We start from the raw sequence: 26315 nt of genomic DNA, 5'->3' as shown, positions 1-26315 counted from the left end.
GTGGAACCACTAAAGGCGGATAAGATTTTCTGGAATGAGAGTGCTTGGAGCAACCCTGGTGCGTTCTTCTGGACGCACGGCGCCCAACGTCACAGGCGGCAAGACGGCTGCCGCCTTACCCATGCCGCAGAAGACGGGCGCGTCGCGCGAGACCGGGCTCACGCGACGCGCAAGACTGTTAGCGCGTCAGGCGCTTGTAGGTGACGCGCTTCGGGTTGACCGAATCCGGGCCGAGGCGGCGGATCTTGTCCTTTTCGTAGTCTTCGAAGTTGCCTTCGAACCATTCAACCTGGCTGTCGCCTTCAAAGGCGAGGATGTGGGTCGCCAGGCGGTCGAGGAACATGCGGTCGTGGCTGATGATAACGGCGCAGCCGGCGAAGTTTTCGAGCGCGATTTCGAGTGCCGCCAACGTCTCGGTGTCGAGGTCGTTGGTCGGTTCGTCGAGCAGCAGCACGTTGCCGCCGTTCTTCAGCATCTTGGCGAGGTGGACGCGGTTGCGCTGACCGCCCGAGAGGTTGCCGACCTTCTGCTGCTGGTCGCCGCCCTTGAAGTTGAAGGTCGAGCAATAGGCGCGCGAGTTCATCTCGTACTTGCCGAGCTTGATGACTTCGGCACCGCCGGAGATTTCTTCCCAGACGGTCTTGTTGCCGTCGAGCGCGTCGCGGCTCTGGTCGACATAGCCCAGATGCACCGTCTCGCCGATACGGATCGAGCCGCTATCGGGCTGTTCCTGGCCGGTGATCATGCGGAACAGCGTCGTCTTGCCGGCGCCGTTCGGGCCGATGATGCCGACGATGCCGCCCGGCGGCAGCTTCAGAGACAGGCCGTCGATCAGGAGGCGATCGCCATACCCCTTGGTGACGCCATCCATCTCGATGACCACCTGGCCAAGACGTTCGCCGACCGGGATGATGATCTGTGCGTCGCCGGGACGCTGGTTTTCTGCAGCGTCAACCAGTTCGTCATAGGAGCGGATACGCGCCTTGGACTTGGCCTGGCGGGCCTTCGGGCTGGAGGCGATCCATTCCTGCTCGCGGGCAATCGCCTTCTGGCGGGAAGCCTCTTCGCGGCCTTCCTGCTGCATGCGCTTGGCTTTTGCAACGAGGTAGGCCGAGTAGTTGCCTTCGTACGGAATGCTGCGGCCGCGGTCGAGCTCGAGGATCCAGCCGGTGACGTTGTCGAGGAAGTAGCGGTCGTGGGTGATCATCAGCACGGCGCCCGGATATTCGCGCAGGTGCTTTTCGAGCCAGGCGATCGTCTCGGCGTCAAGGTGGTTGGTCGGTTCGTCGAGCAGCAGCAGGTCAGGCTGCGACAGCAGCAGCTTGCAGAGTGCGATACGACGCTTTTCACCGCCCGAAAGGCTGGTGACGTCGGCGTCACCCGGCGGGCAGCGCAGCGCTTCCATCGCCATTTCGACCTGGCTCTCCAGATCCCACAGGTTCTGGCCGTCGATGATGTCCTGCAGCCTTGCGCCCTCTTCCGCTGTCTCGTCGGAATAGTTCATCATCAGTTCGTTGTAGCGCTCAACGATCGCGGTCTTCGCGGCAACGCCTTCCATGGCGTTTTCGAGCACGGTCTTGGTCGGGTCGAGCTGCGGCTCCTGCGGCAGGTAACCGATGGTCGCACCTTCGGCGAGCCAGGCCTCGCCGGTATATTCCTTGTCGAGGCCGGCCATGATGCGCAGCACCGTCGACTTACCGGCGCCGTTCGGGCCGAGGATACCGATCTTCGCGTCCGGGTAAAACGACAGATGGACGTTGTCCAGGACCTTCTTCGCGCCGTAGGACTTGTTGAGCCCGGTCATATGATAGATGAATTGACGTGCCATAAAGGAATGCTCCACATGGGAAGGAAATTTGCCCGCTATGTAGGCGAATTAGTGCAAAGGGGCAATCGCCAAAGGCGCTCGCCCCCGCCTATCCCATGGCTGTGTCGTGTCTGTGCCTACCCACGCCCCGCCGCGTCGGCAATGCCTTTGACGCATTTGAACTCCGTCGGCCCCGCCGCCTGGATCAGTGGCGCAAGGCCGGTCTTTCCCGAGATGTCCCCGGTCAGCCCGATCGTCAGGCCGGTGATGACACTGCGTCCCGCAACTGTCTGGCAGCGCATGCGCACCCGGTCGCCGGCGCCACTGCCAAAGCTCTGGTCGAAGGCCTGCTTGATCGCCGCCTCGTCGAGTTCGGCGCCAATGCGTCCTCGAAAGAGCGCGCCGACGGCCGACCGGTTGAGCTCCTCCAGCATGCGCAATTGCACCGCGAAGTAATCGTCGACCGTGCCGCCCTGGCAGGTGCCGCTGCGCAACCATTGATGACGATCGAGCCCCGACTGGACACCCGGCATCGCGATCAGCAGTCGAGTTGCCGTATCATCTGCCATGGCAAGCTTCGGCAGATCGAGCCAATCGCCCTTGCGGTCCTGGCTGCGCATCTCGGCCGCCACTCCGCAATAGCTCTTGCGCAAGGGCCAGAGCCCATGCAGCGACAGGTTGGTGGCATCGAACCGTTCCGCCGTCTGGCTGGCGCATTCCTTGCGCTCAGGCCGTGTCTCGCAGAAGCCCGGCTGCCAGCTGACGGCAAGCACGTAGTCCGTTCGGAACGAACCGCTACCCGCGCCAGCGTCGACCTTCTCCTGCGCCAAGGCAAAGGACGACGGGGCAAGCAGCATCGCCAGCGCCATCGCAACAATTGTCATTGGACTTGATATCGCTTTTCTCCAACATGCCATGACACTCTCCCGATATAAAACAAAACGGGAACAAATATCGCTCAAAACGGGAAAATTGCAACTGGTAATTACAGATGCGGGAAATCGCTTGTGACCTCATGCGTAGAGATCACCAAGCAGCGATTGCCTTTCCCATGCAAATCGATTTGATATCGGGCAAGCTGACGATTGGTCCGGGAGAAGGCATGTTCGGGCAGGTGAGGACGCATCAAAGCCCGACAGGCGCTACCTTAAGCTGGCGCCACCATCCGGCAACCATCGAGGCGCGCGGCATTCTTCTCGTCAGCCACGGGCTTGCCGAACATTCCGGCCGCTATACCCGTTTCGCGGACGTGATGGCCGCCCACGGCTTTAACGTCTACGCCCATGACCATCGCGGCCACGGTGCGACCCGCGCGCCGGATGCGCCGCTTGCGATGTTCTCGAACCGGGACGGGCTCGACAAGGTGTTTGCCGACATCAAGGCGATGCGCGCGCTTGCCGTCGAGGCCCATGCGGGCCTGCCGGTCATTCTCTTCGGCCATTCCATGGGCGGGCTGATCGCGCTCAACGCCGCCGAAACAGATCCTGATCTCTATGACGCGCTCGCCGTCTGGAACTCGAACTTCCGTCCGGGCATTGCCGGGCGCGGCGGCCAGTTGATCCTGAAGATCGAAAAGGCGCTCAAGGGCTCGGATGTGCCGAGCCCGTTACTCTCCAAGCTCACCTTTGGCGCCTGGGGTCAGGCGATCAAGGATCGCAAGACCGATTCCGACTGGCTGTCGCGCGACGAGGCCGAGGTAGCGAAGTACATCGCCGACCCGCTTTGCGGCTTCGACGCGACTGTCTCGCTGTGGCTGGACCTCATGCGGCTCGCCTTTGCCGGCGCACGGGCGGACCGGCTGGCGCGCCTGCCGGCAAACCTGCCCGTCCATCTCGTCGGCGGCAGCGCCGACCCCTCGACCGAAAACGGCGCTGCGATCAGATGGCTTGGCGAACGAATGAAGGCGCGCGGCATGACGGATGTGTCGATCACGATCCACGAGGGCATGCGCCACGAGACGCTCAACGAGATCGGCCGCGAGAAGGCGACCGCGGATTTTGCGGCCTGGTGCCAATCTGCCACCAACAAGACTGCGGCCGGCAAGGTTGCCGTTGGCAAGAGGTTCTGACCCGAAATCACCATGGCAGACATGTCCCTCCCCAAGACCGCCAAAGCCAATGACCGGATCTCCTTCGGCCTGACGCTGATGGTCCTTTCGGTGCTCCTGTCGCCGCTGATCGACATCTTCGCCAAGCTGGCGATCGCAACCGTTCCCTCGGCGCAGATTACCGCTGTACGCTTCATCCTGCAGGTGGTCTTCATCCTGCCGATCGTGCTGGTGCGCGGCAGCCTGTTCGACCTCACCTGGCGCAAGACGGCGCTGCATGCGCTGCGTGGCGGCCTGCTTGTCGTCACCATGCTCTCCTTCATCACCACGCTGAAGGTGATGGAAGTGGCCGATGCCATCGCCATCTTCTTCGTCGAGCCGATCATCCTCACCATCCTCGGCAGCATCTTCCTGAAGGAAACCATCGGCTGGCGGCGCTACACCGCCTGCGCGGTCGGTTTCCTCGGCGCGCTACTCGTCATCCAGCCGAGCATGCAGGAGGTGGGCCTCATCGCGCTGCTGCCGATCGTCGCCGCCTTCGGTCTGGCGGTGTTCCTGCTGGTGACGCGCATGGTGGCGCAGAACGAGGACCCCTGGTCTATGCAGTTCCATGCCGGCATCTGGGGCGGGCTCTTCTGTCTCGTCCTGCTCTGGCTTGGCGAAGGCAGCGGATCCAATGTCTTCGATCCGGTCTTGCCGGCGGGCAACGCCTGGCTCTACCTGCTCGGCGTCGGCGTCACCGCCACCATTTCCGGCGTGCTCGGGGTCTATGCCTATCGCTCGGCTCCGGCCTCGGTGCTGGCACCGCTGCAATATCTCGAAATCGTCTCGGCGACGATCTTCGGCTGGTTGGTCTTCGGCCATTTGCCCGACGCGCTGAAATGGCTCGGCATTTCCATCATCATCGGCTCCGGCCTCTACATCATCTGGCGGGAACGCCGGGTCGACAAGACCGCGAGCATCGCTCCGGTCTCGCCTGCAATCTGAAATAAGCAGTCTGAAAACAAAAGAATGACTATCGGGAGGAAAACATGAAAACTGGAGGTCAGCTCGTCGTCGACGCGCTCGTCGCCAATGGCGTTAAACGCATCGCCTGCGTGCCCGGCGAAAGCTATCTGGCGGTGCTGGATGCGCTCTATGACACCGATATCGATGTCGTCGTCTGCCGCCAGGAGGGAGGCGCTGCGATGATGGCCGATGCCTGGGGACGCCTCAGCGGCGAGCCCGGCATCTGCATGGTGACGCGCGGCCCCGGCGCCACGAATGCCTCGGCAGGCCTCCATGTCGCAAAGCAGGATTCGATCCCGATGATCCTGTTCATCGGCCAGGTGCAGAGCGAGGCACGCGAGCGCGAAGCCTTCCAGGAGATCGAATATCGCCGCGCCTTCACCGAGGTCGCCAAATGGGTCGGCGAGATCGACGATCCCGCCCGCATTCCCGAATTCGTCACCCGCGCCTTTGCGGTCGCCACTTCGGGCCGGCCCGGCCCTGTCGTGCTGACGCTGCCTGAGGACATGCTGACGCGCAACGCCGAGGCACCGGCGGCCAAACCGTACCAGCCGGTCGAAGGGCATCCGGGTCCGTCCCAGATCAAGAAGCTCGGCGCGCTGCTCGAAGGCGCCAAACGCCCGATCGCCATTCTCGGCGGCACGCGCTGGACGGCCGACAGCGTCGCCGAATTCCAGCGCTTCGCCGAGCGCTGGAGCCTGCCGGTCGGCTGCTCCTTCCGCCGCCAGATGCTGTTCGACCACCTGCACCCCAACTATGCCGGCGATGTCGGCATCGGCATCAACCCGGCGCTCGCCAAGGAGATCAAGGAAACCGATCTGGTGCTTCTGATCGGCGGCCGCTTCTCCGAAATGCCTTCGTCCGGCTACACGCTGATGGATAGCCCCTACCCGCGCCAGACGCTGGTTCATGTGCATCCGGATGCCTCCGAACTCGGCCGCGTCTACCGGCCGGAACTGCCGATCGCCGCCAGCCCGCGCGATTTCGTCGCCGCGCTCGAAGGCCTTGCACCGGCGGCCGAGCCCGCCTGGTCGGCGCGCACCAGGGCGATGCACGAAGCCTATCTCAAGTGGTCGACACCGCCGGAAACCGGCCCCGGCGACGTTCGCATGGGCCCGATCATGAACTGGATCGAGGCGAACACGCCCGAGGACACCATCTTCACCAACGGCGCCGGCAACTACGCCACCTGGGTGCATCGCTTCCACCGCTTCCGCAGATACGCGACACAGGCAGCGCCCGCATCCGGCTCCATGGGTTATGGCCTGCCGGCAGCCGTTGCCGCCAAGCACCTGCATCCGGACCGCGAAGTCATCTGCTTTGCCGGCGACGGCTGCTTCCTGATGCACGGCCAGGAGTTCGCCACCGCGGTGCGCTACCGCCTGCCGATCATCACCGTCGTCGTCAACAACGGCATCTACGGCACCATCCGCATGCACCAGGAGCGCGACTACCCCGGCCGCGTCAGCGCCACGGACCTGACCAATCCGGATTTCGCAGCCCTTGCCCGCGCCTATGGCGGCCACGGCGAGACGGTGGAAAAGACGGAAGAGTTCGCCGATGCGTTCCTGCGCGCCCGCGCCAGCGGCAAGCCAGCGATCATCGAGATCAAGCTCGATCCGGAAGCGATTACGCCGACGCGCACGCTGAGCGAGATCAGGAAGGGTTGAGCGGGTTCGTTCTCTAGGAAGGTTCAATCACGGCGCGGACGCGCCGTGGCTGGATTCCTGTGACAAGCACAGGAATGAGGGAATTCAACTGTTGCGGTCGAGACCTTCCAACGCGATGGCACATCTCCGCAAACGTGGCGTGTGCGCGCAGCGGCACCGACTTGCACTTCCTCATTCCTGTGCTCGTCACAGGAATCCAGCTGCGTCGTGTCGACGACGCAGGGAGGTGGTGCCCACTGCCAGACCGAGCTGCCGCTTCCTGCTTACTCCAGCCACTCCGTCGCAAACGCTCCGGTCGCATGCAGGTCGGTGGTCTCAAGGCGCCCCGGCCCAAGATTTTCGAACTTGTGCGGCACGTTGGCCGGCGCCACGACGATCTGCCCGGCTTCAGCTTCGATCTTGCGATCGCCGACGGTAAACAACGCCCTGCCAGTCCGGATGATGAAGGTCTCGGGATAGGGATGGCGATGCAGCTTCGGCCCGCCGCCGATCCTGTCGGTGGTAAAGAACATCACCGAGACGTCGGCGCCATAGGCGCCACCCTGAAATTCGCCCTGCCAGACATCGGGCCTCTCAGCCCACTGCTCGCGCTCGATCAGATGTATTCCGGACATGCAATCTCCTCCGCCATTCGATTGTTCGAATCACGGGCGAGCCGGCATGTCGGTTTGCCTGGCACCCTTGGGCGCAAGGCATTGCGGGGCGCAGTGACGCCCCTGCACTGCTGCGCTGAACCGGCTCAGCCGCGAATATGCTGGGTCTGCTGGAAGACCGCTGTCGAGCGGGCGCCGGAACGGCAATAGCCGAGCATCGGCCGCTGGAATTCGTCGAGAGCGTCGACCATCTTTTGAACTGCGTCCGCCGTTACGCCCATCGGGCCGACGGGGATATGCATGGTCTCGATGCCCAGCTCCTGCGCGCGCGCTGCGATGGAATCGAAGGTCGGCTGGTCTGGCGCCTCGAAATCGGGGCGGTGGCAGACGATGGACTTGAAGCCAAGCGCCTTGATCTGGTCGAGGTCCTCGACTGTGATCTGGCCGGAAACCGAGTATTCGTCGTTGATCGGGCGGATGTCCATGGCAGCTTTACCCTTGCAAAAAACCTGAGGCGATTGATGTAGGCGCGGTACCCGTCGGCGTCAATTCCAAACGCTTGAGTCAGGCGACGCCGAAGGCGAGTGCATAGGTCTGCGTTTGGCCGGGCTCAAGCAGTTTCAGCTCCCCGGCAGCGCCGAGCTCCGGCCGCTTGGCCAACCGATGCGACGCAGGCTCGATGCTGATGACGTCGGCGTTGCCGCGCTGACAGCGCCACATCTGCAGAAAAGGCAGCGTATCGGCGTGAAAGCGCACCGAAAGCCGCTTGCCACCGACGAGCGGGGCAAGCGCCACTTCTGACCAGCCATCCGCCTCCACCTTGGCCGGAATGCAGAAATGTGCACTTTCGCCCTCGCCGAAGCGCCAGGCGCGCTCCCCTTCAGCAAAGGATGGGCTGATGATGCGGGTTTCATCACCGACCAACCTGCCGGCAATATTGAGGTGGTACATCATCATCGGTGGAAAGGCGCCGGCGCCGGTGTTGGTCAGCCGGTCTTCCAGCATCACCTCGTCCCGGTCGGCGTCCACGTGCCAGCGGCGCTCCAGCAGTGCGTGGCCGCCATCGGCAAGGTTGACCTCGACCGTGGCGATGCAAAGCGTGGCGTCGGCAGACATGTGCGTGTGCTTGACTGGCGTGCCGGCAAGCGAGCCGTGAAGGGGGTAGCGCGCACTCTCCTCGCCAGCTGCAATCGGCTCGGGATGTCGGATGTGCTCGGGTCCGCAGGTGAAGAGAAAGCCGGCCAGCGCCCGGTCGATGCGCGGATCGCCGTCGGAGGGAATCGCCGCACCCGGCGAAAGGTCAACGCCGTCGACGACGAAGGCAGCGATGTCGAGCGCCGACGCGCGGTCGAACAGAATGTGATTCTCCTGTGCGTCATCAGGTGCATCAAATCTCGTTCGCATGCACCGGCCCTCCACCCCCAACCGACGGGAATCACAGCGATCACAAAGACATGATACCCGACAAAGGCTGTTTTTCATCGGTTGAAAGCTGGTAAGGCGTCGCCTAGATAGAATTTAACCGCTTATTCATGATGAATTCATTTTTTTCACATTAACGTCGAAATCGGAATGTACCGCGCCACATCAACCACCATGAGAACAGGTTTTATCGTGACGTCAGCGACCCGCACCGGCCTCTCGCTCCTCGCCGCAGCCGGCTTCCTCGCCGTGGATCTTGCATCCGCCTTTGCTCAGGAAGGCTACGGCCGCAACCGCCGTGGCAATGGCGACGTGATGCTGGTGACGCCGGAAGGTGAAATTCTCGACTATATGCCGGGCGCCGACGAAGTGCGCACCATGCGCGACCGCCGCGGCCGCACCGTGCTGGTCGACAACTGGGGCAATCTGGTCGCGACCGTCGTGCCGTCCGAAGGCTATGGTGCCTATCGGCGCCAGCAAGAAGCGGACGTCTATTCCAACCGTCGCAGCCGCGATCGCGGCTATGGCTATTCCGAACCGGGCGACGTCACCGGCTCCATTCAAGACTATCGCGATCCGGCCTATCGTGACGTGGTGCCGCCCTCGGTCGAGCGCAACGATCTGCCCAACAGCCTGCCCGGCCTGATCGACGGCGACGAGCAGGCCGCGATCGACCCGCAATACGACCAGCCGCTCCGGCAGTCCATGCCGCCGGCCATCTCGGTCAAGTCCAAGTCGCGCGCGGAAATCACCGCGCTGCAGGTCTTCCTCGACCGCGAAGGCTTCTCGCCCGGCGTCATCGACGGCAAGATGGGCTCGAACGTCACCAAGGCCATCGAGGCCTGGCAGCAGTCGACCGGCGAAACGCTCGATCCCAACAACACCGAAGACATTCTCGAGCGGCTGCGCATGAACGGCGGTCTGCCGATCACCAGTTACACCATCACGGCAGCCGACGCTTCCGGCCCATACGTCGCCTCGATCCCCGACGACTACGCCCACAAGGCGATGCTGCCGCACATGTCGTTCACCGCGACGAGCGAAATGCTCGGCGAGAAGTTCCACATGGACGAAGCCTATCTGCGCGAGCTCAATCCGGGCGTCGACTTCACCATTCCCGGCACGATCATCAAGGTCATCAACCCCGGCGAAAACCGCAAGGAAAAGGTCGCGCGCATCGTCGCCGACAAGGCCCGCAAGCAGGTTCTGGCCTATGACGCCGCCGACAAGCTCGTCGCCGCATACCCGGCAACGATCGGCTCGTCCGACACGCCTTCACCGTCGGGCACCGTCAATGTCGAGCGCATCGCGCTCAATCCCGGCTACACCTACAATCCGAAGATCAACTTCAAGCAGGGCGACAACGACAAGATCCTGACGTTGCAGCCGGGGCCGAACGGCCCGGTCGGCACGGTCTGGATCGCGCTATCGAGGCCGACCTACGGCATCCACGGCACACCGGAGCCCTCCAAGATCGGCAAGACCCAGAGCCACGGCTGCGTGCGCCTGACCAACTGGGACGCAACCGAACTTGCCAAGATGGTGAGCGTCGGCGTCACGGTCGAGTTCGTCGACTGAGGCGTCGTCTCGGAGCCTGTCAGTGCTAAAACCGATCCGCAGGCCTTGGCCCACGAAAAGCCTGAGGAAGCCTCTTGCTCACAAGCAATAACACGCGCCCTCATTCCGGCCTCGTGCCGGAATCCAGCGACCTGACGTTCGTCAGGTCAAAAGACTTTTCCTGTGACAAGCACAGGAATGACGGTGAGCCGGATTGTCTCCGAACGTGTCTGCGTTGAACCTCGACACCCTCTGTATCCTGGAGGCCCAACACTGCGCCGCCTCCTTGCGTCGACCTGAGATTGACGACCCGCCGTCGTAAAGCGCCGGAATCCCACTCGAATTCATTGAAATCGCAGCTTTTTGTGCACTCCGTCACCCAATTGGGGGAGTGACACCGACATGCCTGCGTTGAAAATGACCCTGTCTGCTCAAGGGCTTCTTGATCAGGCTATTTTCATCGGAACCCATAGGGCCGGTGCGGCGGACCACCGTCCCGGCAAAGACATTTACACCCGACTACTCCACCGACACGACCCAGACCGCGGCCGCCCACGAACCGGCTGCGGTCATTTTTTTTGCTGGCGCATGGTCGCCTCCTTCGCGCGAAACCCTTCATGACCTCATGAAACATTGTCATGAGAAATTTGAAGGCGTTGGCCCTATCACTTAGCCACCTCTAAATTTCAGACCTTACCGAAGGAATGTCCGCTATGGCGACCGAGCGCACCCTGCCCAACCTCTGGCATGCGACGGCGCCGGCCGCACCGGAGACCCGGCCGCTTGGCCGCGATCTGACGACGGATGTCGCCATCATCGGCGGCGGTTTCACCGGTCTTTCGGCAGCCCTTCACCTCGCCGAAAAAGGCGTGACGGCGACCGTCATCGAGGCGAAGATGATCGGCTTCGGCGGCTCCGGCCGCAATGTCGGCCTCGTCAATGCCGGCATGTGGGTTAAGCCCGACGATCTGATCGCGACACTCGGCGCAGATGCCGGCAACCGCCTGCTCGGCGAACTCGGCGACGGCCCGGCAATGGTCTATGCGCTGGTCGAAAAGCACGGCATCGCCTGCGAAGCCGTTCGCAACGGCACCCTGCACATGGCCGTTGGCGCCGAAGGGCTAAAGGATATCAGCGACCGCGAAACGCAGTGGAAGAAGCGCGGCGCGCCGGTCGAGGTTCTCTCGGCCGAGCGGGCGACAACGCTCTCCGGTGCTGAAGGCTTCTCCGGCGCGCTGCTTGATCGCCGCGCCGGAACGATCCAGCCGCTTGCCTATGCGCGTGGCCTTGCCCGTGCAGCCCTTGCCGCCGGTGCCGAGATCTATACCGACACGCCGCTCGTGGGCGCCGAGCGCCAGGGCGATGCCTGGGTGCTCAAGGCCGGGCGGAACACCGTGCGGGCAAAGCAGGTCATCCTCGCCACCAATGCCTATGGCGGCATGTTTGCCGAGACGCCCTGGCAGGAACACACCCAGGAACTGACGATCCTGCCCTACTTCCAGTTTGCCACCAATCCGCTGCCGGAAGAGGTCGCAAGCCGCATCCTGCCGGAGCGCCAGGGCACCTGGGATACCGGCCTGGTCATGACCTCGTTCCGCATGGACCAGCAGAACCGCCTGATCTTCGGCTCGATCGGACGTCTCGACGCGATGGCCGAGGGTACGCACCGTGCCTTTGCCGCCCGCTCCGTGCGCAAGCTCTTCCCCTATATCGGCGATTTCCGCTTCGAATACTGGTGGGACGGCCGCATCGGCATGACCACCAACAACCTGCCGGCCATGCATACGCTGGCACCGAACGTGTTTTCCGTCAGCGGCTACAACGGCCGCGGCATTGCCCCCGGCACGGTTTTCGGCAAGGCACTCGCCAGCCACGTCACGGGTGAGACCTCGGCGATCCCGCTTGCGGAAACGCCCGTGACGCCGGATAGCTTGCGTGGCGTGAAGTCAGCGTTCTATCACGCGGGTGCGCAGGCCAAGCACTTGGTCGATCATCGATTTTGATCTGCGCTGCCCACCGATAGGAATGATCGCCAATTTTCTCCTCATTCCGGCCTTGTGCCGGAATCCAGCGACCTGACGCCCATCAGATCAAAGAGCCTTTCAGCCAAGGACTTGGCTGGCTCGATTCCTGTGACAAGCACAGGAATGCGGGTGATTGTCGCGTTTCACTGAGCCGTCCGTTGATCCGCACAGTAAGTCGGTCTCGGCGCTCCCAAGTGGACCTCCGAAACACGTCTTATGTACGCGATCGAACTCAGGCGTCAGTGAGCCCCGGCATCGTTGGCGACCTTGTCGACCATCACAACCGGCCCCTCAATCGCTCGATTCAGCAGGTCCCTCACCCAGTTGATCTTCAGATTGGATTGCCGGTCCTCGCATTCTTCGTCACCAAGCATTGCGAGCGCAGCTTCAAGGCGCGCGGAGACTTCCTCTTTGGTGAGCTTTGTCATCTATGCCTCCATATCCATGGGAGCAGACTACAGAAACTGCGTCGCGAACATCACGCCGGCGCAAACAATATCCGCCGCTTTTCCACGTTATCCCCGCTATGTCGATGCAACGCATTCACGCCTATCCGCCTAACAAAGTCATGAGCGCCATCAGAGGTGAAGATTTGCTTTGCTTGAAATGAACAGCGCCCCGGACCGTGATGATCCGAGGCGCTGTCGGTCAGACTGCAATATGCGGACTCAGGCCGCGCGGCGATAGCCGGATGCGGTACCCACGTGGACCTGGGTCGACGTCTGGAACGCCTTCAGCTTCAGCGCGATCTGTTCCGATTCCACCGTCAGCGCCTGGCTTGCGGCATTGGCCTCTTCGACCATTGCGGCGTTCTGCTGGGTGATCTGGTCCATCTGGCCGATCGCTGTGTTGACCGCCTGCAGGCCAGTTGCCTGCTCGGCGGTGCTGGCGCGGATGTTGCCGAAGACCGAGCTGACCTCGACCACCTGCGAGACGATCTGCTGCAGCGACTGGGCAACCTGGTTGACCGAGTTGACGCCGTCATCCACTTGGCAGCGCGACTTGGCGATCAGGCCCTGGATGTCCTTGGCCGCATCGGCACAGCGCTGGGCAAGCGCCCGCACTTCGGAAGCGACAACGGCAAAGCCCCTGCCCGCCTCTCCGGCGCGCGCCGCCTCGATGCCGGCGTTGAGCGCCAGCAGGTTGGTCTGGAAGGCGATCTCGTCAATGACGTCGACGATGCGGGCAATGCTTGCCGACGACGTCTGGATTTCCTGCATCACCTCGATCGCGTGGGTAACGACCTCGCCGCTGCGCTCTGCGTTGGCGCGGGCGGCAATCACCGTCGAGTTCGCCTGGTCGGCGCCTTCGGCGGTCTGCTTGACCGTGCGCGTCACCTGTTCGACCGCGGCTGCCGTCTCCTCGAGGTTTGCCGCCTGGCGCTCGGTGCGCTTGGCGAGGTCGTCGGCCGCAGCCGCGATCTCCTTGGCACTCAGATGGATCTGGCTGGCGCCGGCCTCGATACCGCCGATTGCACGGGCAAGCTCGCTGATCGCATGGTTGAAGTGCTCGCCAAGCTCCTCATAGGCGACAGGCAGGTCGGCGGCGATGCGCGCCGTCAGGTCACCGTCGGAGATCTTCTTCAGCGCAACGCCAAAAGTCTGGCTGACGAGCTGGCGTTCGGTCGCCAGCACCTCTTCCTGAACGGCGCGCTGCTTGGTAACGTCAGAGGCGTCCATATAGACCGAGATCGACAGGTCCATGTCGAGGAACATGCCCTTGACGAGGCTCGACAGCATCGCGCTCATCTCTTCCGCCGAGGTGGCCTGGCGCGAGAACAGGCCGCCCTTCGGCCAATGCGCCTTGACGATTTCGGTAATGAGATGCTCGGCGATCAGCGCGTAGCCGCCGATGTACCAGCGCGGCTCGAGCCCGATGCGGGCGTGCACCTGGCCGATGGTGCGCACCTTCGCACCATATTCGTCGTTGAAATTGCCGTCGGCGATGTTCGCCCAGTGACCGACCTGTGCGCCCTTGGCGCGGTTGATATGCGCGTCCGACGAGAAGAAGCGGTTCGTCTCCGGTGTCTTCTTCACCCGGGCGTAGAACTTGTCGAGCGCCGGCGCCATTTCCTTTTCCAGGATCGGCTTCAGGGTCTTCAGGCTCGCCTTGGCCGCATCATCAAGCGCCATGAAATTAAGACGACCGGCAATGTCTTCCTTGCCGGCAGCGACGTGTTCCGTTTTCATGCGCGACTTCCCTGCATGCTCTTGCTGGATCATGGAAGCGGGACGGGAGACCGGGCGAACGAGGTCAGATCCACAATCCTTGCCGCAATCATGGCGGCTATCTGCACCTCGGCAAACAGCCGTCAGGTGCAGTCACTTTCCATCAGCACTCGTATAAGCCCATGGTAAAGGAAGCCTTACGGGAAACAGCCATTTCGAGTGGTTGCCACGCGATTCAACCGGAATTGACGAACATCAATTCCGGTTGCGACTATTCTGAAAACTGGCGATGCTTGATCAGGCCGCGCGTCGCGAAGCCCAGGATGGTGCACGCGAAGCCCAGGAACGGCGCGCTTTTATCGGCGTCAGGGCCTGCACTTCCTTGGCAAGGGCCGCTGCGTTTTCGCGCGCCTTGTCGAGGTTGCTGACGCGGGTTTCATCCATGGACTGCAGCGTTCCGCCGCAGTCGAAAATCTCGCGATAGGCGACGCGCTCGACGATCGGCGTGTCGAGAACGGAGACGCCGCGCGAGGCAAGCAGGGTCTTGATCGTCTGCAGCGCCCGCGTCGTCACCAGCGAATTGACGCGGGTGAGCACCACGGAATGGTTGATGCGAACCCGGGCCCTCTCCTCGATCTGGCGGATGAGTTCGAGGATCTGCACGGCGCCGCGCGCGTCCATGGCACAGCCCTGCACCGGGATCAGCACCTGGTCGGACAGTGCGAGCGCCAGCGCGACGATCTGGTCCTTGGCGCCGGCAAGATCGATGATGATGTAGTCGGCCTCGTCCTTCATTTCCCGGATATGACATTCCAACGATGCCGGGGTGATATGCGAGATGACGGAGAGATTGGCGATCTGGCCGGAGACTTCCGCCCAACTGGTGATCCAACGCTGCGGATCGGCGTCGAGGACCACCACGCGGTGTCCCTGCCTCGCCAGTTCCGTCGACAGGATCAGCGCCGCCGTCGTCTTGCCCGCGCCGCCCTTTGCATTGGCGAAAGTGATGACCGCCATCTTATTCCTCATTTTCTGCTCTGTTCCCGCGCCCTGCCCGACCGAAGCGTCGAGCGAGCAGTGCCGCTTAATAGAACCTTTCAGAACATGGTTAACGAATTGGAAATTTTCGCTGGCGAAGATTAACACCCGCCCTGCCCGATCGAACGGAAGGGCGTGAAAAAGCCCGGAAAACCAAGGGTTTTCCGGGCTCAAAGAAAATTAACACTCAGAGGCTTTTGGGCAATGCGCCCAGGCTCAGATGCATTCCCTGAACAGCTTCTTGGCCGCATCGAGCGTCAGCTCGACCGGGTTGCCGCCCGCGGTCGGGTCGACGATCGCCATTTCCGACATCTCGTCGATACGGTCTGTGCCAACGCCAAGTGCGGAAAGCTTGTCGGGAACGCCGAGTTCCTCGCGCAGCTTCAGCACGTAGTCGTAGAAGCCGTCGAAGCCGCCGGAAATACCGAGATAAGCGGCAGCCCGGACGATCTTGTCCTCGATCACCGAGCGGTTGAAGCGCAGCACCGGCGGCATCACCACGGCATTGGTCATGCCATGATGGGTGTTGTAGATCGCGCCGACAGGGTGCGAGAGCGAATGGATGGCGCCGAGCCCCTTCTGGAAGGCCACAGCCCCCATGGCGGCCGCACTCATCATGTTGGCGCGTGCCTCGATATCGCTGCCGTCCTTGTAGGCGCGCGGCAGATACTCTTTCACCAGTCGCATGCCCTCAAGCGCGATACCGGCTGACATCGGATGGTAGAACGGCGAGGAATAGGCTTCCAGGCAATGGGCAAAGGCGTCCATGCCGGTGCCGGCGGTGATCACTTTGGGCATGCCAACCGTCAGCTCCGGGTCGCAGATGGTGACCGCGGGCAGGAACTTCGGGTGGAAGATCACCTTCTTCACATGGCTCGCCGAATTGGTGATGACGCTGGCGCGGCCAACCTCGGAGCCGGTGCCGGCGGTCGTCGGCACAGCGACGATTGGCGCGATGCCTTCGACGCTCGCGCGCGTCCACCAGTCGCCGACATCCTCGAAGTCCCACACCGGGCGGCTCTGGCCGGCCATGAAGGCCACGCACTTGCCGAGGTCGAGGCCGGAGCCGCCACCGAAGGCGACCACGCCGTCATGGCCGCCATCCTTGAACGCCTTGACGCCCGCGGCCAGGTTGACGTCGTTGGGGTTCGGATCGACATCGGCGAAGATCGCCCGGCCAAGGCCGTTGGCCTCGAGGATATCGAGCGCGTTCTGCGTGATCGCCATCGGTGCCAGGCCACGGTCGGTGATCAACAACGGCTTCTTCATGCCGGCCGCCTTGCAATGGTCGGCAAGCTCCTTGATCCGGCCGGCGCCAAACTTGATGGCGGTCGGATAGCTCCAGTTCGCGGTGATCGTCATGCTGTGACTTTCTTCAGATGGTAGGATTTCGGACGGGTAAGGTTCTGGAAGCCGATGACCGAGAGCGAGCCGCCCCGGCCGGTTTCCTTGACGCCGGTCCAGCAGAGCGCCGGATCGAGATAGTCGGCGCGGTTCATGAACACGGTGCCGGTTTCGAGATCGCGACCGATGCGGGACGCGCGGTCCGCATCCTTGGTCCACAGCGATACGGTCAGCCCGTACTGGCAATCGTTCATCAGCTCGATCGCCTGGCTATCGCTCTTCACCTTCATGATGCCGACGGCGGGCCCGAAGGTTTCCTCGCGCATGAAGGCCATGGAGTGATCGACATCGACCAGCACCTGCGGCGCGAGATAGGCGCCGCCATCGTCCTGCGGGAACAGCTTCGGGTCGACCAGCGCCTTGGCGCCCTTGGCGAGCGCGTCGGCGATCTGCTCGCGAACGGTCGCGGCAAAGCGCTTGTGCGCCATCGGACCCAGCGTCGTTTCCGGATCAAGCGGATTGCCGAGCTTGTAGTTCGATACCCAGGCGACCGACTTCTCGACGAAGGCGTCATAGAGGGATTCGTGCACATAGATGCGCTCGATACCGCAGCAGCACTGCCCGGAATTGAAGGTGGCGCCATCCATCAGCGTGTCGACGGCCGCGTCGAGGTCGGCATCTTCCATGACATAGCCCGGATCCTTGCCGCCGAGTTCCAGGCCAAGGCCGGTGAATGTGCCGGCAGCCGCGCGCTCGATCGACCGGCCGCCTTCGACCGAACCGGTGAAGTTGATGAAGTCGAAGCTTTTCGCCGCGATCAGCGCCGCCGTCGTCTCGTGGTCGAGGAAGACGTTCTGGAACACGTCGGCCGGAACGCCGGCCTCGACGAAGGCGCGCACCATGCGCTCGCCGACGAGGATCGTCTGGCTGGCATGCTTGATGATGACCGTGTTGCCGGCCATCAGCGCCGGCGCAACCGTGTTGATCGCGGTCATGTAGGGGTAGTTCCACGGCGCGATGACGAAGACCACACCATGCGGCTCGCGCTCGATGCGACGGCCGAAGCGGTCGCTGTCCTCGACGAGGATCGGCCGCAGCGCATCGGCAGCAATCGAAGCGACATAGTTCGAGCGCTCATTGAACCCCTTGAACTCGCCACCGTAGCGCACCGGCCGGCCCATCTGCCAGGCCAGTTCCGGCACGACCTCGTCGACCATCTCGTTGAGACGGGCGACGCCTGCCAACACCAGGTTGACGCGTTCGTCCAGCGGACGGCGAGCCCAGGCCTTCTGCGCCTTGCGCGCGTGGGCAACAACCTGCTTGGCCATTTCCAGCGGCAGCGCCGGGCGTTCGGCATAAACCTCTCCGTTCACCGGAGAAATGCACTTGATCATGCTCATGATCGTCTTCCTGTTTGTTCCATCGGATTTCTCGTTCGGTGCTGCGGCCGCCCCTCATCCGGCCTGCCGGCCACCTTCTCCCCGCAAGCGGGGCGAAGGAAATATGCCGCGCCGTTGCTCCCAACCAAGCCCGATTCGCAGGGCAGGTACCCTCTCCCCGCAGGCGGGGAGAGGGTTAGGGTGAGGGGCAAATTCCGCGCCCTCCTTACGCTCTTTCGAAGCCGCGTGCGACCTCCCAATCGGTGACGCGACGGTCGTATTCTTCCTGCTCCCACTCGGCCGCGCGGACATAGTGGTCGATGACATCGTCGCCAAAGGCGGCGCGCAGCATCTTGGAGCCGGTCAGCGCTTCAGTGGCCGCCCGCAGCGTGCGCGGGATCTCGCGCACGTTCTTGCCGCCATAGGCATCACCGACGAACGGCGCCTCCAGTTCCATCTTGCCTTCGATACCGGAAATGCCGGCGGCGAGCAAAGCCGCGAATGCGAGATAGGGGTTGAGGTCGGAGCCGCCGACGCGGCACTCGATGCGGATCCCCTTGGTGTCCTCGCCGCAGAGGCGATAGCCGGCGGTGCGGTTGTCCTTGCTCCATACCGCCTTGGTCGGCGCGAAGGTGCCGGCCATGAAGCGCTTGTAGGAATTGATATAGGGCGCGAGGAAATAGGTGATCTCGCTGGCGTGGCTGAGCAGGCCGGCGACATACTGGCGCATCTGCTCCGACATGCCGTATTTGCCGTCCTTGTCGAAGAACTTCGGCGTCTTGCCGTCGGCGCTCCACAGCGACTGGTGAATGTGGGAGGACGAGCCGGCGGCCTGATAATTCCACTTGGCAAGGAAGGTGATCGCCTTGCCGCGTGACCAGGCGATTTCCTTGCAGCCGTTCTTGATGATGGCGTGCCGGTCGGCCATCGTCAGTGCGTCGGCGTAGCGCACGTTGATTTCTTCCTGGCCGGCGGAAGCCTCGCCCTTGGAATTCTCGACCGGGATGTCGGCGCCCTGCAGGCCGTTGCGGATCGCCCGCATCACGTCCTCTTCCTTGGTGGTCTGGAAGATGTGGTAGTCCTCGTTGTAACCGCTGACGAGTTGCAGGTCGCGATAGCCGGACTGGCGCGCGTCGTCATAGGTCTGGTCGAACAGGAAGAATTCAAGCTCGCTCGCCATGAAGGCCTTGAGGCCCATGGCCTCCAGCCGGGCGATCTGCTTCTTCAGGATGGCGCGCGGCGAGTGCGGCACTTCGGCATGGGTGTGATGGTCGAGCATGTCGCACAACACAAGTGCCGTGCCTTCGAGCCACGGGATGCGGCGCAGCGTCGAAAGGTCCGGCTTCATCGTATAGTCGCCGTAGCCTTTTTCCCAGCTCGTCGCCTTGTAGCCGGAGACGGTTTCCATCTCCATGTCGGTTGCCAGCAGGTAGTTGCAGCTATGCGTTTCCTGCCAGGCGCTGTCGACGAAATACTGCGCGTGGAAGCGCTTGCCCATCAGCCGGCCCTGCATGTCGACCTGGCAGGCGAGAACCGTATCGATGCGGCCGGCCGCAACATCCTCTTTCAATTGCTCAAACGAATAGCTCATCAAACTTCATCCCATGTTTCGGCAAGCGGCCGTTCCCGTGGCCGCAAAAAGAAAGGCGGAAGCTGCAGATGCGCTCCCGCCCATTTTGTTATTGCTTAGACTTGGCCGACGGCCTTTTCGGCAGCGGCGATTTCCGCCTGACGGCGTGCGACTTCCTCACCGATCGGCGGGCCGCGGAAGCGGCGCTTTTCGAAACCGAACCAGATGAGTGCGGTCAGCACCAGGAAGCCGACGGTGATGTAGAGCGCCCAGTCGTTCGGCGGCTGGATGCCGAGAACGAAGATCAGCACCATGGCGATGATAGAGAGCACTGCGAAGAGCTTGAACATGCCCTCGCCCAGGTCCCACGGACCCATCTTGTCCCACTTCGACGTTCCCCATGCGAGGAGGCCGAGCGTGATCGGGATCGCGAAGGAGAAGAACAGGAAGATGACCGTGCACGATACGACGATCGTGTAAACGGGCGTCTCGCCGATCGAGACCAGCGACGAGCCCCAGACGAAGAGCACGGCGAGGATCGAGCCGGTCCAGATCGCCGCCACCGGCGTGCGGTAGGTCGGGCTGACCTTGGCAAGCGCCTTGGAGGCCGGCAGGCCGCCGTCACGCGAGAAGGCGAAGATCATGCGGGAGACCGAGGTGACGGTTGCCAGGCCGCACAGCCATTGGCTGACGAGGATGGCGAGGTAGAGCACGTCCTTCATGACGGGATGAACCTGCGTGTCCATGGCCCAGAAGAACACGTTCCAGCCCTGCTTGGCGGCTTCGTCCATGTTCGGGATCATCAGCACGAAAGAGCACAGCATGATGTAGCCGAACAGTGCCGACCACAGCACCGACGAGACCATGCCGCGCGGCACGGATTCGGCCGCTTTCACGGTTTCTTCCGAGGTGTGCGCCGAGGCGTCGTAGCCGGTGATCGTGTAGATCGGCAGCAGCAGACCGAGCAGGAAGACCCAGATGCCCGAGGTCACAGGCCAGACATTGCCGCCGGCTTCCCCGGAATAGTTGGAGAAGGTGAAGAGGCGCGCAATGTCGTAGCTGTCGGCAACGGCAAGGCACACGCCCGCGAGCAGGATCGACGTCGCGAAGATCAGGTAGCCGGAAAAATCGGTGAGCTTGGCCGTAAGCCCGATGCCCATGTGGTTGACCAGCGCCTGGGCGCCGGTGATGACGGCCAGGAAGATGATGCGGGTGAGCGTGGTATCCGCAAGGCCGAAATACGGCGTGCCGAACGAGCCCATGAAGAAGTAATAGGTGCCGACGTTGATGGCGCCGAGAACCGTGACGAGACCGAGCAGGTTGAACCAGGCGGTCAGCCAGCCGGTGAAGCGGTTGCCGAGGATCGAGCCCCAGTGATAGAGGCCGCCGGCGGTCGGATAGGCCGAGCTGATCTGCGCCATGGCAACGGCAAAGACGAGCGAGATGAAGCAGCCGAGCGGCCAACCAATGCCGATGGCGGCCCCACCCGCACCCGACGTTGCCTGGGCCAGCGAATTGATGCCGCCGGAGAGAATGCAGATGATCGAGAACGAGACTGCGAAGTTCGAGAACCGGCTCATTCGCCGCTCGAGCTCCTGGGCATAGCCCATCGAATGCAGGACCTGCATGTCCTGCTTTTTGTCGAGATCACTGTAGTCTGACATTTTTCTTCCCCTGATTTCTTCAGACCCGGCCGCCCCATTGCGGCAGGATCCCATCACTACCTGCCCCGGCAAGCCGGAACAGGACCGCGGCAAAGCCGCTCCCCAGGGTCTTTTATTGTGCTGAAAGTGCCGCCACGCCTTGGCTGAGCAACCCTTCCAGATAATCGGCCATGACCCTCTGGCCGATCTCGTTTCGAATGAGATCGTTGCGGATCTCGATCATCACATTCGGCAATCCGTTGTGGACGCCGTATTCGATCAGGCTATGCGTGACACCATCGGCCGGCCCGTAGGGCTCGTTGCGGCGGATGTCGTAGGCAACCTTGCCCTTGGTGGCGAAGGTCAGCATCTGGTCGGCGAGCCGGCTGTCGGCGTCATGCAATATGCCGACCTCGACGGAACGCGGCTTGCCGAAATAGACGGGCGTGAACGAGTGCATGGTGACGACCACAGGCGGCTTGCCCTTGGCCTTGCGCTCGGTCACGAACCGGCTGACGGCGTCGTGAAACGGCAGGTAGATCTCGTCGACACGCGCCTGCCGCTCATCCCCCGCCAAATCGCGGTTGCCCGGAACCTCATAGACTTCGCTGACGGCAGGCATGGCACCGTCGGCTTCCGGTGGCCGGTTGCAATCATAGGCAAGCCGCGAGAAGCGCTGGTAGATCAATGCCGCATCGAGCTTGCGCGACAACAGTTCTGCAACGGCGAGCGCCCCCGGATCCCAGGCGATGTGGCTTTCGAGCGCATGCTGCGAAAGGCCGAGCGAACCCAGCCGCTCGGGCACCCGGCGCGACGCGTGTTCGCAAACGAGAACGATTTCGCCTCTGCCGGCCGCGTTCTCGATCGCAACCGGATCGCCATCTGTATCGGTCAAAAGTCGCGTCAACACCGGCATCCCCTCTTGCCCCGTTAGACGTTCGTTAATGAAAAGATTTGTTCAGAGATTAGCCAGTGTCAATCGAAATCTGAAACGATCTCTTCAAAATTGCGATTGACTCCAATTGTGACAGCGATGTTTAATCTGTCACAAACTGGCGTTAGACCAGTTCAGGGGAACCGATTTGACCAGCAAGGCGACATCCACAACGGTGTCGGATGTGATCAATGCCCACTTCACCGCGCTGACCCGCGCGGAAAGGCAGTTGGCCGAGACACTTCTCGACAATTATCCCGTATCGGGGCTCGGTTCGATCACCACGGTCGCCGAGAACGCGGGCGTGTCGACGCCGACGGTCGCGCGCATGGTGCAAAAGCTTGGTTTCAAAGGCTTTCCCGATTTCCAGTCGCGGCTGCACCAGGAGCTGGAAGCGACGATTTCCAACCCGATCACCAAGCATGACCGCTGGGCCGCGAGCGCACCGGGCACCCACACGCTCAACCGATTTGCCGACGCCGCGATGAACAACATGCGCGAGACGCTGTCGCAGATCGAACCGCAGGAATTCGACGCGGCGGTGGCGCTTGTCGCCGACCGCAAGCGCAACGTCTATCTGCTGGGCGGCCGCATCACCCGCGCCGTTGCCGATTATCTCTTCACCCATCTGCAGGTCATCCGCCCTGGTGTCACCGAAATTGCCTCCAATGCCAGCGCCTGGCCGCATTACGTGCTCGACATGCGCCATGGCGACGTGCTGATTCTCTTCGACATCCGCCGCTACGAGCAGGAGATGGAGACACTCGCGAAATCCGCCCGCGACCGGGGCGTCGAGATCGTGCTCTTTACCGATCGCTGGAGTTCGCCGGTCGCCAAATCCGCCTCCAAGGTCTTCCGCTCGCAGATCGAGGTGCCGTCCGCCTGGGACAGTTCGGTGGTCATCCTGTTTCTGGTCGAAGCCCTGATCGAAGCCGTGCAGAGTTCCAACTGGGACGCGACCCGCGACCGGATGAAGACGCTCGAGGGGCTGTTCGATTCGACCCGCATCTTTCGCAAACCGGTTTAGGAGGGACAGCCGGAACGTTCACGAAGTTTTATGCACATGTGTTTCAGTGAAGGCGCCGTGTCGGAAAAAGATTTGTTCTTCCAACGACATGCGCGGCGCGAACAGACAGATCGCTGTCACACAAGTTTCATAGCATCTCTTTAACAGCATCGCCGAAATTGACTGAAAACCCATAACAAGGAGAACGCCAGTGATTTCAACGACTCAACGCCTGCTCTCACTTTCCACCGCCATTCTCTTGGCAACGACGGCCATTGCCGCTGCCGAGCCGAGCGCAGAGCTTATCGAAGCCGCCAAGAAGGAAGGCATGCTGACCACCGTCGCCCTGCCCCACGACTGGTGCGGCTATGGCGACGTCATCGCTGCCTTCAAGGCCAAGTATCCGGAAATCCAGGTCAACGAACTGAACCCGGACGCCGGCTCGGCCGACGAAGTCGAAGCCGTCAAGGCCAACAAGGACAACAAGGGCCCGCAGGCGCCTGACGTTGTCGACGTCGGTCTCGCCTTCGGTCCGCAGATGAAGGCCGAAGGCCTGCTGCAACCCTACAAGGTCTCCACATGGGACGAAATTCCAGATAGCGTCAAGGATGCCGAAGGCTACTGGTACGGCGACTATTACGGCGTGATGTCCTTCATCGTGAACAAGGACCTCGTCGCCAACGCGCCGAAGGACTGGGCTGATCTGCTGAAGCCGGAATATGCCGGCCAGGTGGCACTCGCCGGTGACCCGCGCGCCTCGAACCAGGCGATCCTCGGCGTTCTCGCCGCTGGCCTCGCCAAGGGTGCAAAGTCCGGCAAGGAAGCCGGCGAAGCCGGTCTCGGCTACTTCGCCGAGTTGAACAAGGCCGGCAACTTCGTTCCGGTTATCGGCAAGTCCGGCACGCTGGCCCAGGGCTCGACCCCGATCATCGTCGCCTGGGACTACAACGCTCTCGGTTGGGCAAAGACGCTGAACGGCAACCCGCCGACCGAAGTCGTCGTTCCTGCAAGCGGCGTTCTCGCCGGCGTCTACGTTCAGGGCATCTCGGCCTATGCGCCGCACCCGAATGCAGCGAAGCTGTGGATGGAGCACCTCTATTCCGACGAAGGTCAGCTCGGCTGGCTGAAGGGCTTCTGCCACCCGACCCGCTTCAACGCCATGGTCAAGGCCGGCAAGGTTCCGCAGGAACTGATCGACGCCCTGCCGCCGGCAGCTGCCTACGAGAAGGCCTACTTCCCGACGCTCGAAGAAGTCGATGCCAACAAGGCAGCGGTCACCGGCGCCTGGGATTCCGTGGTCGGCGCCAACGTTCAGTAAGCGTTTCCACACTCGATCCTGCCCCGGCCGGTTTTCCGGCCGGGGCAGATGCTATAACCATAAGAAATTCAATGAACGACCGCGTCCGTAGCGCGGCATCTCGGGGCGAACGGAATGTCATCTGCTCACACCGGCGCCAGGCCACCTGCGCGCCGTCTTCCGCTTCACTGGCTCGGCGTCCTGCCCTTTGCAGCGTTCGTGTTCCTTTTTCTGATTCTGCCAACGATGAAGATCGTGGTCGGCGCCTTCCAGACGCCTGATGGCAGCTTTACGTTCGACAACGTCATCGGTCTGTTCAGGCCGTCGATCCTGTCGGCCTACTGGATCTCCATCAAGATCAGCATTGCCTCGGCGCTTCTCGGCTGCCTGATCGGCTTTGCTATTGCGTCTGCCGTCGTCTTCGGCGGGTTGCCGAAATGGATTCGCGGACCGCTTCTGACCTTTTCCGGCGTCGCCTCGAACTTCGCCGGCGTGCCGCTCGCCTTCGCGTTTCTGGCGACGCTCGGTCCCGTTGGCATCCTCACCGTCTTCCTGCGCTCGAACTTCGGTCTCGACCTCAGACTGCTCGGCTTCAACCTCCTGTCGTTCTGGGGGCTCACCGTCACCTATCTGTTCTTCCAGATTCCGCTGATGATCCTCATCATCACCCCGGCTCTCGACGGATTGAAGCGCGAGTGGCGCGAGGCCGCCGAAATTCTCGGTGCCACGGGCTTGCAGTACTGGCGCATGGTCGCTTTCCCGATCCTGCTGCCCTCGCTTCTCGGCACCCTCGCGCTCCTCTTCGCAAACGCCTTCGGAGCCGTCGCGACCGCAATCGCACTCACCGGCTCGTCGCTCTCGATCGTCCCCATCCTGCTCTTCGCCCAGATCCGCGGCGACGTTCTCGGCAACCCGCACCTCGGCTACGCGCTTGCCTTCGGCATGATCGTCGTCACGGGCATCGCCAACGCGATCTACATCTGGCTTCGCGCCCGCAGCGAGAGGTGGCTGAAATGAAGAAGATATGGGCCTGGGGGGCCCTGATTTTCGGCCTCCTCTATTTCACCCTGCCGCTCATCGGCATGACGAACTTCTCGCTGAAGATGCGCCGCGGCGAGTATTCGTTCGACGCCTATGCAAAGGTCTTCAGCGATCCGCGCTTCCAGGAGACCTTCACCTATTCCATCATGCAGGCACTGTTCACCATCGCCTTCGGCGTGCTGCTTGTGGTGCCGACGGCCTACTGGGTTCGCCTGAAGCTACCTGGCTTGCGGCCCTACATCGAGTTCATCACGCTGCTGCCGCTCGTCATTCCGGCAATCGTCATCGTCTTCGGCTATATCCGTCTCTACAACACCTCGAGCTGGCTGCCGCTCACCGGATCGATCGCCGGCACCAATGTGCTCCTGATGTTCGGCTACGCCATTCTTGCGCTTCCCTATATGTACCGGGCGGTGGACACGGGTCTGCGGACGATCGACATCGCCACCCTGACCGAAGCCGCTCAAAGCCTCGGCGCGGGATGGGCGACCATTCTGGGGCGGATCATCCTGCCGAATGTTCTGGTCGCGGTACTCTCCGGCGCCTTCCTGACCTTCGCCATCGTTATCGGCGAGTTCACCATGGCAGCGCTTTTGAACAGGCCGGCCTTCGGTCCGTATATGCAGCTTCTGGGCGCCAACCGCGCCTATGAGCCAGCCGCCCTCGCCGTTATCGCGTTCGGCATCACCTGGGGCTGCCTCGGCCTCATCCAGCTCGTCTCGCGCTTTCAAAAAAGCGCGCCTCCCAAGGCCTGAGGATCGGTCCAT

The 26315-nt window shown here is 62.5% G+C and carries 22 protein-coding genes; 9 read left to right on the top strand and 13 right to left on the bottom strand.

Annotated elements, in window-relative coordinates:
- Positions 1-178: 178 nt before the first annotated feature.
- Both ettA and BLJAPNOD_RS10305 read right to left on the bottom strand, forming a co-directional pair.
- On the bottom strand, positions 179-1828 hold the full coding sequence (gene ettA / locus BLJAPNOD_RS10310) for an energy-dependent translational throttle protein EttA (protein ID WP_115419730.1): 1650 nt from the start codon (positions 1826-1828) through the stop codon (positions 179-181).
- Positions 1829-1944: 116 nt separating this feature from the next.
- On the bottom strand, positions 1945-2691 hold the full coding sequence (locus BLJAPNOD_RS10305) for a ribonuclease (protein WP_115419729.1): 747 nt from the start codon (positions 2689-2691) through the stop codon (positions 1945-1947).
- A 218-nt stretch (positions 2692-2909) separates the two neighbouring features.
- On the opposite strand from BLJAPNOD_RS10305, the gene BLJAPNOD_RS10300 reads away from it, so the two are divergent.
- From BLJAPNOD_RS10300 to BLJAPNOD_RS10290, 3 genes are read left to right on the top strand one after another with little or no spacing between them, the layout of a single operon-like run.
- Positions 2910-3875, top strand: coding sequence for an alpha/beta hydrolase (locus tag BLJAPNOD_RS10300; RefSeq protein WP_115421236.1), 966 nt, complete (start codon positions 2910-2912; stop codon positions 3873-3875).
- A gap of 12 nt (positions 3876-3887) precedes the next feature.
- A complete protein-coding gene (locus tag BLJAPNOD_RS10295) occupies positions 3888-4841 on the top strand; it encodes a DMT family transporter (protein WP_115419728.1) in 954 nt (317 codons plus the stop codon).
- Between the two features lie 44 nt (positions 4842-4885).
- Entirely contained in the window at positions 4886-6532 is a 1647-nt protein-coding gene (locus BLJAPNOD_RS10290; RefSeq protein WP_115419727.1) for a thiamine pyrophosphate-binding protein, read from the top strand.
- A 263-nt stretch (positions 6533-6795) separates the two neighbouring features.
- Here BLJAPNOD_RS10290 and BLJAPNOD_RS10285 read toward each other — a convergent pair whose 3' ends face one another.
- The 3 genes from BLJAPNOD_RS10285 to BLJAPNOD_RS10275 all read right to left on the bottom strand — a co-directional run bounded on the left by BLJAPNOD_RS10285 (position 6796) and on the right by BLJAPNOD_RS10275 (position 8529).
- Complete coding sequence (locus BLJAPNOD_RS10285; RefSeq protein WP_115419726.1) at positions 6796-7146, bottom strand: cupin domain-containing protein; 351 nt, start codon at positions 7144-7146, stop codon at positions 6796-6798.
- A gap of 125 nt (positions 7147-7271) precedes the next feature.
- Complete coding sequence (locus BLJAPNOD_RS10280) at positions 7272-7610, bottom strand: TIGR01244 family sulfur transferase (RefSeq protein ID WP_025427758.1); 339 nt, start codon at positions 7608-7610, stop codon at positions 7272-7274.
- Positions 7611-7689: 79 nt separating this feature from the next.
- A complete protein-coding gene (locus BLJAPNOD_RS10275; protein ID WP_115419725.1) occupies positions 7690-8529 on the bottom strand; it encodes a DUF4432 family protein in 840 nt (279 codons plus the stop codon).
- Positions 8530-8697: 168 nt separating this feature from the next.
- On the opposite strand from BLJAPNOD_RS10275, the gene BLJAPNOD_RS10270 reads away from it, so the two are divergent.
- On the top strand, positions 8698-10125 hold the full coding sequence (locus tag BLJAPNOD_RS10270; protein WP_115419724.1) for a L,D-transpeptidase: 1428 nt from the start codon (positions 8698-8700) through the stop codon (positions 10123-10125).
- A 692-nt stretch (positions 10126-10817) separates the two neighbouring features.
- Positions 10818-12107, top strand: coding sequence for an FAD-binding oxidoreductase (locus BLJAPNOD_RS10265; RefSeq protein ID WP_115419723.1), 1290 nt, complete (start codon positions 10818-10820; stop codon positions 12105-12107).
- A gap of 260 nt (positions 12108-12367) precedes the next feature.
- Here the strand turns inward: BLJAPNOD_RS10265 and BLJAPNOD_RS10260 are convergent, their stop codons facing one another.
- From BLJAPNOD_RS10260 to BLJAPNOD_RS10220, 8 genes are all read right to left on the bottom strand, one after another.
- Positions 12368-12556 (bottom strand): hypothetical protein, encoded by a 189-nt coding sequence (locus BLJAPNOD_RS10260; RefSeq protein ID WP_077499896.1) that lies wholly within the window; start codon positions 12554-12556, stop codon positions 12368-12370.
- Positions 12557-12796: 240 nt separating this feature from the next.
- Entirely contained in the window at positions 12797-14317 is a 1521-nt protein-coding gene (locus BLJAPNOD_RS10255; RefSeq protein ID WP_158556110.1) for a globin-coupled sensor protein, read from the bottom strand.
- A gap of 276 nt (positions 14318-14593) precedes the next feature.
- Positions 14594-15313, bottom strand: coding sequence for a ParA family protein (locus BLJAPNOD_RS10250; protein ID WP_077499892.1), 720 nt, complete (start codon positions 15311-15313; stop codon positions 14594-14596).
- 237 nt (positions 15314-15550) lie between these two features.
- A complete protein-coding gene (locus BLJAPNOD_RS10245) occupies positions 15551-16696 on the bottom strand; it encodes an iron-containing alcohol dehydrogenase (RefSeq protein ID WP_115419721.1) in 1146 nt (381 codons plus the stop codon).
- Positions 16693-18078 carry an aldehyde dehydrogenase family protein gene (locus tag BLJAPNOD_RS10240; protein ID WP_115419720.1) on the bottom strand — a complete coding sequence of 462 codons (1386 nt, stop codon included), beginning with the start codon at positions 18076-18078 and terminating at the stop codon, positions 16693-16695. Before BLJAPNOD_RS10240 ends, BLJAPNOD_RS10245 begins: the two co-directional genes overlap by 4 nt.
- A gap of 205 nt (positions 18079-18283) precedes the next feature.
- Positions 18284-19648 carry a glutamine synthetase family protein gene (locus tag BLJAPNOD_RS10230; RefSeq protein ID WP_077499884.1) on the bottom strand — a complete coding sequence of 455 codons (1365 nt, stop codon included), beginning with the start codon at positions 19646-19648 and terminating at the stop codon, positions 18284-18286.
- Positions 19649-19743: 95 nt separating this feature from the next.
- Positions 19744-21291 carry an amino acid permease gene (locus tag BLJAPNOD_RS10225; RefSeq protein WP_115419718.1) on the bottom strand — a complete coding sequence of 516 codons (1548 nt, stop codon included), beginning with the start codon at positions 21289-21291 and terminating at the stop codon, positions 19744-19746.
- A gap of 112 nt (positions 21292-21403) precedes the next feature.
- A complete protein-coding gene (locus BLJAPNOD_RS10220; protein ID WP_115421235.1) occupies positions 21404-22177 on the bottom strand; it encodes an N-formylglutamate amidohydrolase in 774 nt (257 codons plus the stop codon).
- Between the two features lie 175 nt (positions 22178-22352).
- On the opposite strand from BLJAPNOD_RS10220, the gene BLJAPNOD_RS10215 reads away from it, so the two are divergent.
- From BLJAPNOD_RS10215 to BLJAPNOD_RS10200, 4 genes are all read left to right on the top strand, one after another.
- A complete protein-coding gene (locus BLJAPNOD_RS10215) occupies positions 22353-23231 on the top strand; it encodes a MurR/RpiR family transcriptional regulator (protein WP_077499880.1) in 879 nt (292 codons plus the stop codon).
- Between the two features lie 190 nt (positions 23232-23421).
- Positions 23422-24528, top strand: a complete 1107-nt coding sequence (locus BLJAPNOD_RS10210) for an ABC transporter substrate-binding protein (protein ID WP_077499878.1) — start codon at positions 23422-23424, stop codon at positions 24526-24528.
- 114 nt (positions 24529-24642) lie between these two features.
- Entirely contained in the window at positions 24643-25524 is an 882-nt protein-coding gene (locus tag BLJAPNOD_RS10205) for an ABC transporter permease subunit (protein ID WP_115419717.1), read from the top strand.
- Positions 25521-26303, top strand: a complete 783-nt coding sequence (locus BLJAPNOD_RS10200) for an ABC transporter permease (RefSeq protein WP_115419716.1) — start codon at positions 25521-25523, stop codon at positions 26301-26303. Before BLJAPNOD_RS10205 ends, BLJAPNOD_RS10200 begins: the two co-directional genes overlap by 4 nt.
- Positions 26304-26315: the final 12 nt, after the last annotated feature.

Source organism: Ensifer sp. M14, assembly GCF_003355565.1.
Classification (GTDB): domain Bacteria; phylum Pseudomonadota; class Alphaproteobacteria; order Rhizobiales; family Rhizobiaceae; genus Ensifer.
This window is presented reverse-complemented; position numbering and strand designations above follow the sequence as displayed.

Excerpts from the sequence above, each read along its gene's own strand:
- BLJAPNOD_RS10205 (WP_115419717.1), top strand. The coding sequence starts at position 24,643 with ATGTCATCTGCTCACACCGGCGCCAGGCCACCTGCGCGCCGTCTTCCG.
- BLJAPNOD_RS10240 (WP_115419720.1), bottom strand. The coding sequence starts at position 18,078 with ATGAGCATGATCAAGTGCATTTCTCCGGTGAACGGAGAGGTTTATGCC.
- ettA (WP_115419730.1), bottom strand. The coding sequence starts at position 1,828 with ATGGCACGTCAATTCATCTATCATATGACCGGGCTCAACAAGTCCTAC.
- BLJAPNOD_RS10285 (WP_115419726.1), bottom strand. The coding sequence starts at position 7,146 with ATGTCCGGAATACATCTGATCGAGCGCGAGCAGTGGGCTGAGAGGCCC.
- BLJAPNOD_RS10280 (WP_025427758.1), bottom strand. The coding sequence starts at position 7,610 with ATGGACATCCGCCCGATCAACGACGAATACTCGGTTTCCGGCCAGATC.
- BLJAPNOD_RS10295 (WP_115419728.1), top strand. The coding sequence starts at position 3,888 with ATGGCAGACATGTCCCTCCCCAAGACCGCCAAAGCCAATGACCGGATC.
- BLJAPNOD_RS10200 (WP_115419716.1), top strand. The coding sequence starts at position 25,521 with ATGAAGAAGATATGGGCCTGGGGGGCCCTGATTTTCGGCCTCCTCTAT.
- BLJAPNOD_RS10230 (WP_077499884.1), bottom strand. The coding sequence starts at position 19,648 with ATGAGCTATTCGTTTGAGCAATTGAAAGAGGATGTTGCGGCCGGCCGC.
- BLJAPNOD_RS10255 (WP_158556110.1), bottom strand. The coding sequence starts at position 14,317 with ATGAAAACGGAACACGTCGCTGCCGGCAAGGAAGACATTGCCGGTCGT.
- BLJAPNOD_RS10270 (WP_115419724.1), top strand. The coding sequence starts at position 8,698 with ATGTACCGCGCCACATCAACCACCATGAGAACAGGTTTTATCGTGACG.
- BLJAPNOD_RS10250 (WP_077499892.1), bottom strand. The coding sequence starts at position 15,313 with ATGGCGGTCATCACTTTCGCCAATGCAAAGGGCGGCGCGGGCAAGACG.
- BLJAPNOD_RS10265 (WP_115419723.1), top strand. The coding sequence starts at position 10,818 with ATGGCGACCGAGCGCACCCTGCCCAACCTCTGGCATGCGACGGCGCCG.
- BLJAPNOD_RS10260 (WP_077499896.1), bottom strand. The coding sequence starts at position 12,556 with ATGACAAAGCTCACCAAAGAGGAAGTCTCCGCGCGCCTTGAAGCTGCG.
- BLJAPNOD_RS10290 (WP_115419727.1), top strand. The coding sequence starts at position 4,886 with ATGAAAACTGGAGGTCAGCTCGTCGTCGACGCGCTCGTCGCCAATGGC.
- BLJAPNOD_RS10275 (WP_115419725.1), bottom strand. The coding sequence starts at position 8,529 with ATGCGAACGAGATTTGATGCACCTGATGACGCACAGGAGAATCACATT.
- BLJAPNOD_RS10300 (WP_115421236.1), top strand. The coding sequence starts at position 2,910 with ATGTTCGGGCAGGTGAGGACGCATCAAAGCCCGACAGGCGCTACCTTA.
- BLJAPNOD_RS10225 (WP_115419718.1), bottom strand. The coding sequence starts at position 21,291 with ATGTCAGACTACAGTGATCTCGACAAAAAGCAGGACATGCAGGTCCTG.
- BLJAPNOD_RS10305 (WP_115419729.1), bottom strand. The coding sequence starts at position 2,691 with ATGACAATTGTTGCGATGGCGCTGGCGATGCTGCTTGCCCCGTCGTCC.
- BLJAPNOD_RS10245 (WP_115419721.1), bottom strand. The coding sequence starts at position 16,696 with ATGACGATCACCGCGAACTGGAGCTATCCGACCGCCATCAAGTTTGGC.